We start from the raw sequence: 13,397 nt of genomic DNA, 5'->3' as shown, positions 1-13,397 counted from the left end.
TTGTCAGTATAGGTAGGCGCGCACGCCTGGCGGCAGGTCTCGCACTTGGGGGCATCCCTGATGGATAGTCCGCGGAATCAGTGCAGGGGATCCGTGCCTGCCATGGGCTGCGGGCACTGCCCAGCCTTCCGGAACGCCTTGATGTCATACATGGAGGCGGCATTGGCCTCGGCCGGCAATGCGGCGATGCCATCGTGGCTTGCCGGATCGAGCCGTGCGGCCCCGACGCCCGGATACAGCAAGCAGTTTGCTGGCGGCCTCATTGCTGCGGAAGTGGCTGCGGCTCCTGACGATCTTGCGCAACTGCATGCGCCTGTTCGCACTACCCTTCGACCTGTATCCCCTGATTGGGAACCTTCAGGTACGCCTGAAAGCGCATTGCATGCTGCTCCAACATGTTTCCAACTACATGATCAGTCAATGTATGTGTCAGCAAGGTACTGAAATCGACGAACCAGGATTGGGCAGGGTTCGATGCGCCCCTCTTTTGAAACCACACGCCGCTTGCCTCGTTGCGACGCAGAAAATGGTAACCGACGTGATTAGCCAGCAGCGCGACAAGGTATGTATCATCAGTGAATCGTGGTGGCACCGGTCTCGGCACTCCCCCAAAACGGACTATCTCGATGCGTACATTCTGGGCTAAACCGTCATTCACGACGCCTGCCGAAAAATCCCCCGTCCAAACAGCTTGTCCAGCAAATTTCCCCGGTCGAGCGTTGCAGCCCAAACCGCGCGGATGTTGACATTTCATCGCATAAGCGTAGCAATTATGATTGCTATTCCAAACACCATCCATCATATCCAGGCCTCCTTTGAAATTCGAGTGGGCACCGTAGTGAAGTCGGTCGTCAATAGTGGACACTCGCAGCGCGGATTGCGTGCGTGTGAATTCCCTGGCTTCATGATTTTCAGGATGGCAGCGGCCAATCGACTGTTCGCCGTTTCGCGTTTCGACACAACGCTCTTCATGCAGAAGCCCTGCCGTTTCAGGCTCCCGCTTGCCGGACCGCGAGTCCATTCTGCCAGGCAAGTCCGGCCGACCACAGGGCGCCGCCCAGCAGCACGACGTCCTTGATGATGAAGCCATCGGCACCGATGCCGGGCGTCGTCGCCAGAAATGACAATGTCGTTGCAAGAGCGAACGCGATGCCGAGGCTGCCGGCTAAACTAGCGCGCCAGTTGCCGCGCCACGCCATCAGCAGTGCAAGCGCGATTTCCACGACGCCGATAAGGTTCGAGACGCCCTGCTTGCCGAGCCACGGATAGAGCCAGGCGAACAACGGGCTGTTGCTCGTCAGCGGATAAATGGCGGCCGCCTCCACTGCGGTGAACTTGTAGAGGCCGTAACCGACGAAAATGCCGACGACAGAATAAAACACGATGGCCTGGCCGAGGCGCTGCAGCGTCAGCGGACAAGTGGCGCGCGATGCGAAGAATTTCATCGAATGACTCCTCGAAGTGAAGGGTTTGACGCCGCTACGCCATGTCATCCCGGCACACCTGTATGCCGCGCGATGTTCGCAAAGAGACGCTCGTGTTGCCCCCCGCATCGAACAACAGGGCGCCCGGCTGGCTGTAGTAGTCGTCGTCCTGGCGATGGTCGTAACGGTCAATCGCGCCCGCGGCGATCCGCGGCTCGAACGCATTACGGTCCTGCGCAAAGTCGCCGAAACGGTTCGGCTCGTAGTTCGCGTTGCCGCCAAAGCTGCCCACCGTGCGGAGGCGATAGCGCTGCATGTAGCCAAACGAAAGCAGCCGCGCCTGCAATATCCGGTCCGGCACTATAACAAGCAGCCTAAACCTGTGAAATGGAAATACTTCGATCCTATGCGGCGAATTAAAACAAGGACACTACCGGCGTCAAGGCTATCGCATTGGCGCCGGTCGAGGATTTCCGTCGCGATTCCGACCTGTTCGGTGAGGGCGTTCGAGAGCCGGCGGCAATTCAGCGCGGCGATTCGTCGCCGCGTTCGTCCTGGCTTTTATCCGGTTTGTCGCCTGGCTCCGGCACGCCGATCAGGTCCGCCGCCGTGGAGCGCCGCGCGTCCGCCGCCCGGAAATACCGCACCAGCGTTGCCACGCTGGTGTGGCCGGTCATGGCCATGGTTTCGGCCAGCGGCACCTGGCGCGATGCCGCCTCGGTGACGAAGCCGGAGCGTAGCGAATGCGCCGAGAAATCTCCCTCCAGGCCCGCCTCCTCGCAACGTTGCTTGACGATCTTGCGTACGGCCCCGTCCGACAATCCCTCGCCCACATGGCCCCCGCGCCGGATGCGGCGGAAGATGGCGCCTTCGTCAAGCGCGGCTGCCTGCAGCCACGCCTCCAGCGCCGCGCCCGCGGCGCCAATGACTGGCTTGGCGTTGTCCGGCAAATCCGCGCCGGCCTGATTGGTCTTTGACCAGCCCAGTTGATAGACGAACTCTCCCGGCCCAATGCGCGTGAGATTGGCCAAGGTGGCTGCCGCCACCTCCGAACGCCGCCGGCCGCCGCTGGACCAGGCAAACAGCAGCAGGGCACGGTCGCGCAGGCCGATCAACGAGTCGTCGCAGGTTTCCAGCAAGCGGGACAGGGGCTCGCGCGTCAGCGCAGCCTTGCGCGCCGGGCGCTCGCCACGCTTGGCATAGGCGCGGCGCGTGCGTGCCACCAGTTCACGCACCGCCGGGTCCGCGCACGGGTTGTTCGCATTCTCCAGCCGGTGTGCCTTGGCAATGACCGCCAGGCGATGCATCAGCGTGGCCAGCGCGGGTGGGCCGGTGCGCGCCTTGAGGCCACGCGCCAGCAACGCAGCATCGATTGCCGGTGGCAATTCGCTCACCGGTCCTTGCGGCGTGGAGCGGGTAGCGTGGTCTACCACGAACTGGATAACGACCGCCGGCAGCAAGGGAAGGGCGATCGGCTGGCCGTAGCGCAGAGCGAACCAGCCCGCCCAATACCGTAAGGCGGAACGATAACTGGCAACCGTGTTGACGGATTCTCCCTCCCGGTACAGCGCCTCTGCGGCCTGGCGGCCAAGCGGATCGAGTTCGGACGGATGAAGCGGCGCGGGGAAATCGGCATGAGCAGACGTCAGGCTGGATAGATCGGGGGAATTGGGCGAGCTTTCGGCGGAAGTGCCGGGAAGCCTGTGTGTTTTGCGAGCAAGCATAATAAATATGATGTATGCTGTATTAAATTATACACCAACAGACAATAAGGCACGATAACTATCTCTTATCGTGCCTTATCTGGGTGGCTGAACCGAAAGCCGCCAGAAAACATGCCTGGATCATGCAAAACGTCACGCTTCCCGCAGCAACGCGCTCCCGTTCCATCACCCAGCAGGACGTCTGGCAGGCCGCCGATGCCTTGCTACTGGCCGGTCAGCGGCCGACCATCGAGCGCATCCGGCTGCATCTGGGGCGGGGCTCGCCGAATACCGTCAGCCCCCACCTGGATGCGTGGTTTGCCGGGTTGGGCGCGCGCCTGCAGGATCCACAGGCCTTTGCGGCGCCGGCAAACCTGCCCGAGCCGGTAAACCAGGCAGCACGGTATTTGTGGGACGCGGCGCAAGCGGAGGCCCGGGCCACCGTCTCCGCGAGCTATGCCGCGCGGGAAGCCGAACTGGAGCAGGGCAGGGAAGCGCTGGCGGCAGACCAGGCCGCGCTGGCTCAGGAGCGCGCCATCCTGATGGCGAAGCTCGAAGCCGCCGACAGCGCGCTGGCCGAGCTGGCACGCGCCCGCGATGAAGCCGGCGAACGCGCCGACCGCGCCGAGGCGCAATGGCGGGCGCAGCAGGCGGAAAACGAAGCGGCACGCGCCGCGCTTGTGCGCGCGCAGCAAGAGAAAGACGCGCTGCTGCGCGATACCGCCAGCCAGCGCGCCGCATGGGACAAGGAGCGCGAAACCATGACGGATCGTTTTGGCGCCAGCGAGCGGCGCATGGCGCTGGAACTGGACGGTGCGCGGGTGGCCCTGCGGGAAGGGCAGCGTCAGATCGACAACGAGCGCAAGTCTGCCCAGCAAAAACTGGCGGATGCTGCTGAAGCGGCGGGGTGGCAGGCGCAGGCGCTGGCGAAGGCGGGGAATGCCGTGGCCGTGCTGGATGAGCGGGTCCGGCAGCAGGAAGGCTTGCTGGCCGAATATCGGCAGCTTCTGGAAAACCGGGGCGAACCGGATCCGGAGATCGTACGGACAGTCCGCTCACCCTGGCGCAAGGCCCGACCGATCCGGCCGGCACGGCCTCCGCGCTTCAAGGCCTAGGACGGCTTACTCTTGAATCCGGATAGGGAAATGCACCGGTGCGCCCGAAGGCTCGTCCTCCAGCCCGGAACGCGATACAGTTTTGGTCAGCGGCGCCGGCCTATCCGGCGTCGGCAACCGCTGAACGAAAGGATGCCCAGATGACTCCGGCTACCGAGCCCGCCAACCAGCAAAGTCCCGCCCTCGATGCGGCGCGACTACGCGATTTCGTCGAGCGCAAGTGGAACGACGAGATCGTGCCGGCGCTGACCGACTACATCGCGGTGCCCGCCAAGAGCCCCGCCTTCGATCCCGACTGGGAGCGCCACGGCTTTATCGAGCGCGTGGTGACCGAAGCGGCGACATGGGCGCAGCGGCAGCCCGTGCGCGGCCTCAAGCTGGAAATCGTCCGCCTGCCCGGCCGCACGCCGGTGATCTTCTTCGAATCGCCCGCCACGCGTTCCGGCAGCACGGAAACCATCGTGCTGTACGGCCACCTGGACAAGCAGCCGGAATTCTCGGGCTGGCGCAACGACCTGGGCCCCTGGACCCCGAAGCTCGAAGACGGCAAGCTGTACGGCCGCGGCGGCGCCGACGACGGCTACGCCATCTACGCCAGCCTGACGGCGCTGGCGGCGCTGGACGCGCAGGGCATCGAGCGCCCGCGCTGCGTGGGCCTGATCGAAACCTGCGAGGAATCCGGCAGCTACGACCTGCTGCCCTATGTCGATGCGCTGCGCGAGCGGTTGGGCAAGGTGTCGCTGGTGGTCTGCCTGGACTCCGGCGCGGGCAACTACGACCAGCTCTGGCTGACTACCTCCCTGCGCGGCCTGGTGGCGGGCGACCTGGAGGTGGAAGTGCTGGACGAAGGCATCCATTCGGGGTCCAACGGCGGCATCGCGCCGTCGAGTTTCCGCATCATGCGGCAGTTGTTCGACCGACTGGAGGACGCAGCCACCGGCAACCTGCTGCCCGCCGCCTTTCATTGCCAGATCCCGCCGGGGCGCCTGCGCGAGGCCGATGCCACCGCGCGCGTCCTTGGCGACGAGGTCTGGAAGAGCCTGCCGTGGGCTTGCGGCCAGAACGGCAGGCCGGTGCTGCCTGTTACCGGCGATCCGCGCGAGGCGCTGCTGAACGCCACCTGGCGGCCTTCGCTGTCGGTGACAGGCGCGGCCGGCCTGCCGGCGCTGGCCGACGCCGGCAATGTGCTGCGCCCGCGCACGGCATTCAAGCTGTCGCTGCGGCTGCCGCCGCTGGTGGAAGCCACCCGGGCCGTGGCTGACCTCAAGGCCCTGCTCGAATTCGACCCGCCGTACAACGCCCGCGTGACCTTCCGCCCCGATGCCGGGGCCGCCAGCGGCTGGAGCGCGCCGGACCTGGCGCCGTGGCTGACTTCGGCCTTGAACGATGCCTCGCGCGAGCACTATGGCGCGGATTGTGGCTATATCGGCCAGGGCGGCACCATCCCCCTCATGAACACCTTGAAGGCCGGCTTTCCCCTCGCCCAGTTCATGGTCTGCGGCGTGCTGGGCCCGAAGTCGAATGCCCACGGCCCCAACGAGTTCCTGCATGTCCCTTATGCCAGGAAGCTCACCGCGGCCGTGGCACAAGTGATTGCCGCCGCGCCCTGAGCGCATCTTCGCGCCCGGGATCTGCCTTGGAGAACGTTCCAGTCCCGTCGCCTTATAATCCGGCCAGAATATCCGCCGCCGGACGCTGCCGGCGGGCGGGCGCGACCTGGAACCGGCCGAATGCCTTCGTATTCCCTCATCCTCTGTCTCACCTTTGCGGTCGTAGGCAGCCTTACGGTTGCCGTGGCCGCCTGGAGCAGGCGGGACGACCCGATCGTCAAGGCCTTCCTGGTGCTGGCCTTCGGCTGCGTCATATGGAGCGGCGGCCGCCTGCTGGAGCTGAGTTCCTTCGACCTGGAAACCCGCATCCTGTGGGCCAAGCTGCAATATTTCGGCATCGTCGCGGTACCGATCGGCTGGCTCTGCGCCATGGTCCAGCTCAGCCGGCCCAGGTTCGTCATTCCCTGGTCACTGCTATCGGTGCCCATCGTGATCAACATCGTCACGCTGGGCCTCGTCTTCACCAACGAACGGCACCATCTGATCTGGGATTCGATCAGGCTGGTACCCGGCGGCGCGCCCCCCGGCGCGGTCTTCACCCACGGCCCGGGCTATGCCGTGGCGGCTGTCTATTCCTACCTGCTGCTACTGCTCAGCCTCTACTTCCTGCTGACGGCGCGCTTGCCCAACAGCAGCCTGACCCGGGGCGGTCGGGCCGTGCTGGCAAGCGGGCTGGCGTTGCCGCTGGTGGCCAATATTGCCTATCTGCGTGGATGGACGGGGCCGCTCGGCGGCGACCTGACCCCGGCCACCCTGTCCGTGACAACGGTGCTGGTGTGGGTTTGCGCACTGCGCAGGCACCTGGATGACGTTGGCCACTACGCCAGGCTACGCGTATTCGATGCCCTGCAGGAGGGCTGCGTGATCGTCAATGCCGACGACATCATCGTCGATTTCAATCGCGCCGCCCGGCGGCTGCTGGAAACCGTGGAGCGCGGCAGCCCGTTCCCGGCGGCCTGGAAAGAGGCGATCGCCGCCAGCCGCTCGGGCATGCCCGGCAGCGGCGCGTCACACCTGATCTCGGAGCAGCGGGTCGACTACGAACTCACCGTGGATTCGGTTCGCAACCTGAACCGGCAGCCGGTCGGTCGCATTGTGTTTCTCCGCGACGTCACCCGGTTCCGCTCGCGCGAACAGGCGTTGACGTCGGAGAACTCCACGCTGGCGGTGCGGCTGGGCGAAACCGAGGAAAAGCTCTCGCGCATCGAGGCCGACCTTTACCGCGACGCGCTGACCGGGGTGTTCAACCGGCGATTCTTCCAGCGCGAAGCTGCCGCCGCGCTGGCCAATGCGTTCGAGCGCGGCATTTCCGTCGGCCTGCTGATCATCGATGTCGACTACTTCAAGCAGTACAACGATCTGCATGGGCACGTGCATGGCGATGAATGCCTGCGCCGGATCGCCAGCGCTCTCGGCGAAACCATGCGCAGCTGCCCCGGCGACTTCTGCGCCCGCGTCGGCGGCGAGGAGTTCGCCATCGTGCTTCCGGAGATCACGTCGCTCGAAACCCGGGAAGTCGGCCTGCGGCTGCTCCAGGCAGTGCGCTCGCTGGCGCTGCCCCACGGCGGCTGGCCCGGGCACCCGTGCGTCACCATCAGCGTCGGCGCGGTATGTGAAATCCCGGCCTCGCCGCTGCTGGAGCCCTTGCTTGAAAAAGCCGATGCCGCCATGTACGAAGCCAAGCGCAATGGCCGCGACCGCTTTGTCATGGGTGAGGCGACGGCATTGCCGGCGTATCCGGCGTAGCCGTCAACCCGGTTTTCGTGCTGCCGGCATCCCAAGGTTTGCGGGCGGCGGATGGCGTTGCCGTGCTGGCGGGCGGATTGCGGATGAGCAGGGCGGAGGAGGGCACGCAAACACGCGTGCCGTCTCACGCCTTCGACGTCAGCATTTGTTCGTCGAAGCTCAGGCGCAGGCGTCCCGCGTCGATACGCAAGCGCAGGCGATGGTACTTCGCGAGGTAATGGATCCCGACGAGCGCAGCCGCAAAACCCGCGGCGGCGCCGATGCCAAGTGCCCAGCGCGGTCCGAACGTATCGGCAACCCAGCCGACGATTGGCGCGCCAAGGGGCGTGCCGCCCAAGGCCAGGGCGAGCAGGATGGCCACTACCCGGCCGCGCATGGCGGGTTCGGTGGAAAGCTGCACCAGGCTGTTCGTCGAGGTGGTGATGGTCTGGGCCGCCACGCCGACCATGATCAGTGTGATACCAAACAGCCCGTAGCCGGGCATGATCGCGGCCAGCGCGCAGCCCAGCCCGAAGACGGATGTACCAGCCAGCAGCAGCGCAAAGCGCGGTTTCGCCCGCCTCGCCGCCAGCAGGGCGCCGGTGACGGACCCGATCGCCATGATCGACGTCAGGAATCCAAACTGATCCGCGCCGGCATGGAAGACGGTAACGGACATCGTCGAGATGAAGATCGGGAAGTTGAGCCCAAACGTGCCGATCAGGAACAGCATGAGCAGGGCGGCTTTCAGGTCGGGGCGCCGCCAGACATAGCGAAAGCCTTCGGCAAAGCTGCCTCGGGTTCGGACCGCCCGCGTCTTCAGATGAAGTTCGCCGCGACGCAGGCGGCTCAGCGCGCCAAGCACGGCGACAAAGGAAGCCGCATTGATCAGGAACACCCACCCCGTGCCCACGGCGCTGATGAGCACACCGGCAACGGCGGGGCCGATCATCCGCGCCGCATTGAACGAGGTGGAATTCAGCGCCACAGCGTTCGACAGATCGACCTCCCCGACCAGCTCCGAGACAAAAGTCTGGCGCGCCGGGGCATCGAAAGCCGTGACACAGCCAAGCAGGAACGCAAACACGTACACGTGCCATAACTGAATGTGCCCGGTGAGGGTGAGGAGCCCCAACCCGAGCGCCAGCGCGCCCATGGCCGCCTGCGTGGCAAGCAGTAATTTGCGCCGGTCGCAATGATCTGCGGCAAAGCCGGTCAAGGGCAACAAGAGCATCTGGGGTCCGAACTGCAGCGCCATGACCACGCCCACGGCCGTCGCGTTATTGTGTGTCAGATGCGTGAGCACGAGCCAGTCCTGCGCGGTGCGCTGCATCCAGGTGCCCACATTGGAGACGATGGCCCCGCCGGCCCAGAGCCGGTAGTTGAAGCTGTTTAGCGAACGGAAGGTGCCTCTCACCGGATTCTGCCCGCTTCCAGCAGATCGATGATCTCCCGGCACGTGCCGGTCTCGCCCAGCCTTGGAAATATGCGCGTGACGCTATTGGCGTGCGCATCCAGGCTCATGTCGGTCATGGCATCGACGGCGAGGGTAATGTTGAATCCGTGCTCGTGCGCCTGGCGCGCGGTCGATTCGACCCCGATGCTGGTCGCTATACCGGCAATCACAACCTGCGTGACGGCCTGCTTCCTGAGATACGCCTCGAGGTCCGTATTCGTGAACGCCCCCCAGGTCCGCTTGGTGACCGTGTGGTCATCTGGCTGCCGGTTCAGCTCGGGCACCAGATCGGTCCATCCTGCAGGAAGATCGCCAAGTCTGCGCCCCTGTTCCGCCCGGCCCGGCGCACCCCCGGCAACGTTGACCAGCACTACCGGCAAGCCATGGCTGCGGAATGCAGCAGCCAGCGCCGCGGCATGCCTCACGACTACGTCGACCGGGTGCGCGACAGGCAGGGAGACGATTCCCTCTTGCAGATCGATGACGACGAGAGCGGTCTTTCGATCGAGGGTGGTGGCGGCCATGGCGTTTTCGCTGGGTGGATACTTGGTGGATAGGGACTGTGGGGAGCCCGGAGTGGGGCGCCGGGAGGGGCCGGTTACGCATCGACCAGCCGTTTGAGCAACGCGATGCCGGCCGCAAGTTCATCTTGCTCGGCTGGCGCGAGTTTCGTTCGAATGGCACGGTAGAGCCAGTCTTCCCGGGCCGCACGCGTGGCCCGGATCATTTCCCGGCAGGCAGGCGTGATCGACAAAATGTTCTGCCGTCCGTCGGACGGATCCGGCGTGCCGGTCACCAGCCCCGTGGCCTCCAGCACGGCGACCGTGGCGCCCATCGACTGCGGCCGCACACCATCGGCCCGCGCAAGGGTTGTCACCGTGGCAGGGCCATCTCGCTCCAGACGGCCAAGTACCGCCATCTGTGACCAGGTGAGCGCTCCCGGATGCACTTCTTCGCGCAGGCGCCGCTTCAGCTGGCCGATCAGGATACGAAGGTCCGCAGCAAGCGCCGAGGCGCGTGCGGTATCCGTATCACTATGTTTCTCGGTGGTGTTCATCTCATCAATGTAGTCGATACGAAGGAAAACTACAAAGGTTACCTTCATAGTTTCTCGACACCCAGGCTGGCCAGCCACGAATCGCAGGATGTGCCAGGCTTTCTTCGGGCACAGCGCAAATACGAAGCGCGTTGAGCGATGAAGCAGTGTGATCGGGTTAAATCGGCATTGGGCTTAGGGGTGTTTCAACAAGACAATCTGGTATCGTAGGGTCGGGAAAACCAAATGACCGATCGACGATGGAAAGCGCCAACGCGAGTGTGGACAGCATGCTCAAGCGTCTGAACTATCCTGTGCCGTCCTCTTTGGCCACCACCAGCGCGGGCTGACAAGAGACGCAAAACAATGCCCAGGCACAACCCAGTGCTTCCTCGCAGCCAGAAGGCCCCCATGACACCGGGACGCCGGCGGCTTCTCATCTTCGGCGCGACACTGCTGCTGGCCGCGCTAGCCTGGGGGCTGGCGGCAGTACTCGAGCCCGCCATCCAGCGCACGATCGTCATTACAACCGGGGCCGACAAAGGTATCTATCGCGGCTTTGCGGATCGCTATGCGCCTATCCTGAGGCGTGACGGCATCACGCTTGATATCCGCAGCTCTTCGGGTTCGATCGAAAATTACGAGCGCCTGAAAAATCCAGGCAGCGAATACGAAGTCGGCTTTATCCAATCAGGCACCACCAATCCGAAAGACACAGACCGCCTGCAGACGATCGTGGCCGTCTCATATGAACCGATCTGGGTGTTTTATCGTGGCGCGACCACCGTCGACCAACTGGCACAGTTGCGCGGCAAAAGGGTCGCCATAGGCGTTCCCGGCAGCGGCCTGCTCAACGTCTCCCGGGTATTGCTCGGTTATAGCGGCATCACCGCCGGCAATACCACGCTGCTGGAAATGGACGCGGCCCAGGCATATGCGGGCCTGGAGGAGGGCAGGCTGGATGCTGCCTTCTTTATCGGCAGGCCAGATGCCGAGATGCAGCAAACGCTGCTGAACAGCGATCTGAAGCTGATGAGTTTTGCCCAGGCCGATGCGCTGGTGCAAAAATTCCCGTCTCTCTCCAAGATTATCTTCCCGCGCGCCTCGACCAGCATCGTCAACGATCTTCCGCAGGCTGACATCACGCTGCTTGCCGCCACGGCCCTGCTCGTATCCAAGGACTCCCTGCATCCAGCCCTGGTCTACCTGCTGCTGGAGGCAGCCAAAACCGTCCACGGCGGCGAAGATTACTTCACGCCGCTCGGCACGTTTCCCAACCTGAGCACCGCGGAATTTCCCGTTTCCGACGAAAGCACACGCTACTTCAAATCGGGACGTCCGTTCCTGCAGCGCTACCTTCCATTCTGGCTGGCGAGCTTTATCGAAAGGCGCCTGCTGATCCTGCTTCCCTTCATGGCCTTGCTGCTAGGCTTGCTGCAGGCATTGCCGCGCATGACGGAGGCGCGATTCAAGAACCGGCTCGTGGTTTGGTATCGCGAAATCAAGGAACTGGAAGACGAAATATGGAAGAACAGGCATCCGACCCCGGACCAGATTGCGAAGTGGCGTGATGAAATCGAGAACATCGATGCGCACGCCAGCCAGATACGGCTGCCGCAGCGCTATTTTCAAGATGTATACACCCTCAAGCAGGCGATCGGCGTCGTACGGGACCGGATTGCCAAGGCGGCCGGAAAGGTGAAGGCATAGTTGGGCGGCGACACATGGAATGCGAATGGCGCGCGTTCACCCTGCTGCTGAAAACTGGCTGCTGTTCGAAGGGTTCTGCACAAATCCAGGCTGGCCCTGCGTCGCAGGTTCAGCGTTCGCGCTTTAGGAGAAACTGGCATGAAGAAGATCGGGTTGCAGGAAAGCGAGTCTCCCTCTCAACTGATAGACGCGAGAATCAGGGAGCTGGGCGACTGGCGGGGCAAGATGCTCAGCCGGCTCCGTGCCTTGGTCAAGGAAGCCGATCCTGAAGTCGTCGAAGAGTGGAAGTGGAGAGGAGTTCCGGTGTGGTCGCACGACGGATTGATCTGCACAGGCGAGACTTACAAAAACGTCGTGAAGATGACCTTCGCCAAAGGGGCGGCTCTGCAGGATCCTTCGGGCCTCTTCAACTCCAGTCTTGACGGGAACACGAGGCGTGCCATCGACTTCCACGAGGACGAGAAGATAGATGAGGAGGCGTTGAAGACTCTCGTTCGCGCCGCCGTGACCCTGAACAGGTCCAAAGCCCAAGGCTGATTCATGGAATCAACCGTCAGACTGTCCTCTATGACGGCGCGCCATTGTGATTTCAATCGATCGATTTTGCCGTATGGTCAAGGTGATGGCTCCTGCTGGCACGACGGGGCTCCGTGGCGCTGGAAGCCGTCAAGCTTACGCTCGCCAAACTCGGAAATTTGAGCTTAGCCAAAAGGGGGTGCGGACGAATACATGAACTACCCCCAAGTAGTCCAAGTTTTCGTCTGCACCCCCGAAGCGGACATTCTGATTTGGCCTCTACAAATCAATGTCAAGGCGAAGTTCAGATGTCCGGTCGCGGGCAAAGTTAAAATGTCCAGGGCAAACATTTTCAGGTTGCCCGCCGCGATGAGGAATGTATGGAGCGCAGCTTCGTTTTGAATACCCGTTGGGGACAAGTAACAATTCTCGATGAACCGACGTATGCGTTTGGATCTGCGGACAACGCACGAACATACAATGTGGAGATCCGACTCGATCGAGAGAATCAAACTTCAATTCACGGGGTGAGAATCGAAGGGAGGTGGACCTCAGTATTCGGTGCGGGAGGTGGGTGTTCCACCGTCCATCAGCACACAGCCATCGAGCTAAACGGTCGACTGTATGTGGCAGTGGGCGATCAAATCGTCTGTTTGAATCTTGTGACGTGCTCGATGGACTGGTCCCGGCGCGTTGATTCCGCCACGTGCTTCGGCGTCTATTGGGATTCCGCGCACGAAGCGCTCATATCTCACGGTGAGCTGCAAATTAGTCGCCTCTCCTTAACCGGCGACGAGATTTGGAGCTCATCCGGGGCTGATATTTTCTCAGAAGGTTTTCGATGCCTACCTGAGGCCATTGAAGTCATTGACTTCAACCGCTCCGTGTACCTGTTTGACTATGCCAGTGGTGAACTGCGAGTCAGCTAGTACTACTGTGTTAACAACTACTCGGTTTTCCGACCGCAGCACGGGCACCGTTCAAGGCGGGCAAGCAGTGCGGCAGCGAGCTCCAATCGCAGCGTGGCGATAGAATCTGCCACATGACGCTGCTTACGCAGGGGTGCCCCGGGGCCGCTGCTTACGCAGGGGTGCCCCGGGGC

The 13,397-nt window shown here is 63.2% G+C and carries 13 protein-coding genes and 1 pseudogene; 6 read left to right on the top strand and 8 right to left on the bottom strand.

Going from position 1 to position 13,397, the window contains the following annotated elements:
• Positions 1–77 precede the first annotated feature (77 nt).
• The 5 genes and pseudogenes from AC1DQ3_RS17345 to AC1DQ3_RS17325 all read right to left on the bottom strand — a co-directional run bounded on the left by AC1DQ3_RS17345 (position 78) and on the right by AC1DQ3_RS17325 (position 3,148).
• Entirely contained in the window at positions 78–242 is a 165-nt protein-coding gene (locus AC1DQ3_RS17345; RefSeq protein WP_477121399.1) for a hypothetical protein, read from the bottom strand.
• 80 nt (positions 243–322) lie between these two features.
• Entirely contained in the window at positions 323–1,021 is a 699-nt protein-coding gene (locus AC1DQ3_RS17340; protein ID WP_477121398.1) for a hypothetical protein, read from the bottom strand.
• Positions 990–1,445 carry a DUF417 family protein gene (locus AC1DQ3_RS17335; protein WP_477121397.1) on the bottom strand — a complete coding sequence of 152 codons (456 nt, stop codon included), beginning with the start codon at positions 1,443–1,445 and terminating at the stop codon, positions 990–992. Before AC1DQ3_RS17335 ends, AC1DQ3_RS17340 begins: the two co-directional genes overlap by 32 nt.
• A 50-nt stretch (positions 1,446–1,495) precedes the next feature.
• Positions 1,496–1,782, bottom strand: a pseudogene (locus tag AC1DQ3_RS17330) (catalase); the annotation flags it as partial.
• A 166-nt stretch (positions 1,783–1,948) separates the two neighbouring features.
• Entirely contained in the window at positions 1,949–3,148 is a 1,200-nt protein-coding gene (locus AC1DQ3_RS17325; RefSeq protein WP_477121396.1) for a site-specific integrase, read from the bottom strand.
• 122 nt (positions 3,149–3,270) lie between these two features.
• Between AC1DQ3_RS17325 and AC1DQ3_RS17320 the strand changes: the two genes are divergently transcribed.
• From AC1DQ3_RS17320 to AC1DQ3_RS17310, 3 genes are all read left to right on the top strand, one after another.
• Positions 3,271–4,242: a DNA-binding protein gene (locus tag AC1DQ3_RS17320; protein ID WP_477121395.1), complete on the top strand. Its 972-nt coding sequence runs from the start codon at positions 3,271–3,273 to the stop codon at positions 4,240–4,242.
• A 140-nt stretch (positions 4,243–4,382) separates the two neighbouring features.
• Positions 4,383–5,852 (top strand): M20 family metallopeptidase, encoded by a 1,470-nt coding sequence (locus AC1DQ3_RS17315; protein WP_477121394.1) that lies wholly within the window; start codon positions 4,383–4,385, stop codon positions 5,850–5,852.
• 120 nt (positions 5,853–5,972) lie between these two features.
• On the top strand, positions 5,973–7,598 hold the full coding sequence (locus AC1DQ3_RS17310) for a histidine kinase N-terminal 7TM domain-containing protein (protein WP_477121393.1): 1,626 nt from the start codon (positions 5,973–5,975) through the stop codon (positions 7,596–7,598).
• 124 nt (positions 7,599–7,722) lie between these two features.
• Here AC1DQ3_RS17310 and AC1DQ3_RS17305 read toward each other — a convergent pair whose 3' ends face one another.
• The 3 genes from AC1DQ3_RS17305 to AC1DQ3_RS17295 form a co-directional block, all read right to left on the bottom strand.
• Positions 7,723–8,994, bottom strand: coding sequence for an MFS transporter (locus AC1DQ3_RS17305; RefSeq protein WP_477121490.1), 1,272 nt, complete (start codon positions 8,992–8,994; stop codon positions 7,723–7,725).
• Positions 8,991–9,557, bottom strand: coding sequence for an isochorismatase family protein (locus AC1DQ3_RS17300; RefSeq protein WP_477121392.1), 567 nt, complete (start codon positions 9,555–9,557; stop codon positions 8,991–8,993). The genes AC1DQ3_RS17305 and AC1DQ3_RS17300 overlap by 4 nt, the downstream gene beginning before the upstream one ends.
• A gap of 74 nt (positions 9,558–9,631) precedes the next feature.
• Entirely contained in the window at positions 9,632–10,090 is a 459-nt protein-coding gene (locus AC1DQ3_RS17295) for a MarR family winged helix-turn-helix transcriptional regulator (protein ID WP_477121489.1), read from the bottom strand.
• A 390-nt stretch (positions 10,091–10,480) separates the two neighbouring features.
• On the opposite strand from AC1DQ3_RS17295, the gene AC1DQ3_RS17290 reads away from it, so the two are divergent.
• The 3 genes from AC1DQ3_RS17290 to AC1DQ3_RS17280 all read left to right on the top strand — a co-directional run bounded on the left by AC1DQ3_RS17290 (position 10,481) and on the right by AC1DQ3_RS17280 (position 13,224).
• Entirely contained in the window at positions 10,481–11,779 is a 1,299-nt protein-coding gene (locus AC1DQ3_RS17290; protein WP_477121391.1) for a TAXI family TRAP transporter solute-binding subunit, read from the top strand.
• Positions 11,780–11,917: 138 nt separating this feature from the next.
• Positions 11,918–12,316, top strand: coding sequence for a DUF1801 domain-containing protein (locus AC1DQ3_RS17285; RefSeq protein ID WP_477121390.1), 399 nt, complete (start codon positions 11,918–11,920; stop codon positions 12,314–12,316).
• 359 nt (positions 12,317–12,675) lie between these two features.
• On the top strand, positions 12,676–13,224 hold the full coding sequence (locus tag AC1DQ3_RS17280) for a hypothetical protein (protein WP_477121389.1): 549 nt from the start codon (positions 12,676–12,678) through the stop codon (positions 13,222–13,224).
• The last annotated feature ends 173 nt before the right edge of the window (positions 13,225–13,397 follow it).

It is taken from the genome of Cupriavidus sp. 01T418 (assembly GCF_056398885.1).
This window is presented reverse-complemented; position numbering and strand designations above follow the sequence as displayed.

Coding starts and splice junctions, on each gene's coding strand:
- AC1DQ3_RS17340 (WP_477121398.1), bottom strand. CDS start 1,021: ATGGACTCGCGGTCCGGCAAGCGGGAGCCTGAAACGGCAGGGCTTCTG.
- AC1DQ3_RS17335 (WP_477121397.1), bottom strand. CDS start 1,445: ATGAAATTCTTCGCATCGCGCGCCACTTGTCCGCTGACGCTGCAGCGC.
- AC1DQ3_RS17325 (WP_477121396.1), bottom strand. CDS start 3,148: ATGCTTGCTCGCAAAACACACAGGCTTCCCGGCACTTCCGCCGAAAGC.
- AC1DQ3_RS17320 (WP_477121395.1), top strand. CDS start 3,271: ATGCAAAACGTCACGCTTCCCGCAGCAACGCGCTCCCGTTCCATCACC.
- AC1DQ3_RS17315 (WP_477121394.1), top strand. CDS start 4,383: ATGACTCCGGCTACCGAGCCCGCCAACCAGCAAAGTCCCGCCCTCGAT.
- AC1DQ3_RS17310 (WP_477121393.1), top strand. CDS start 5,973: ATGCCTTCGTATTCCCTCATCCTCTGTCTCACCTTTGCGGTCGTAGGC.
- AC1DQ3_RS17300 (WP_477121392.1), bottom strand. CDS start 9,557: ATGGCCGCCACCACCCTCGATCGAAAGACCGCTCTCGTCGTCATCGAT.
- AC1DQ3_RS17295 (WP_477121489.1), bottom strand. CDS start 10,090: ATGAACACCACCGAGAAACATAGTGATACGGATACCGCACGCGCCTCG.
- AC1DQ3_RS17290 (WP_477121391.1), top strand. CDS start 10,481: ATGACACCGGGACGCCGGCGGCTTCTCATCTTCGGCGCGACACTGCTG.
- AC1DQ3_RS17285 (WP_477121390.1), top strand. CDS start 11,918: ATGAAGAAGATCGGGTTGCAGGAAAGCGAGTCTCCCTCTCAACTGATA.
- AC1DQ3_RS17280 (WP_477121389.1), top strand. CDS start 12,676: ATGGAGCGCAGCTTCGTTTTGAATACCCGTTGGGGACAAGTAACAATT.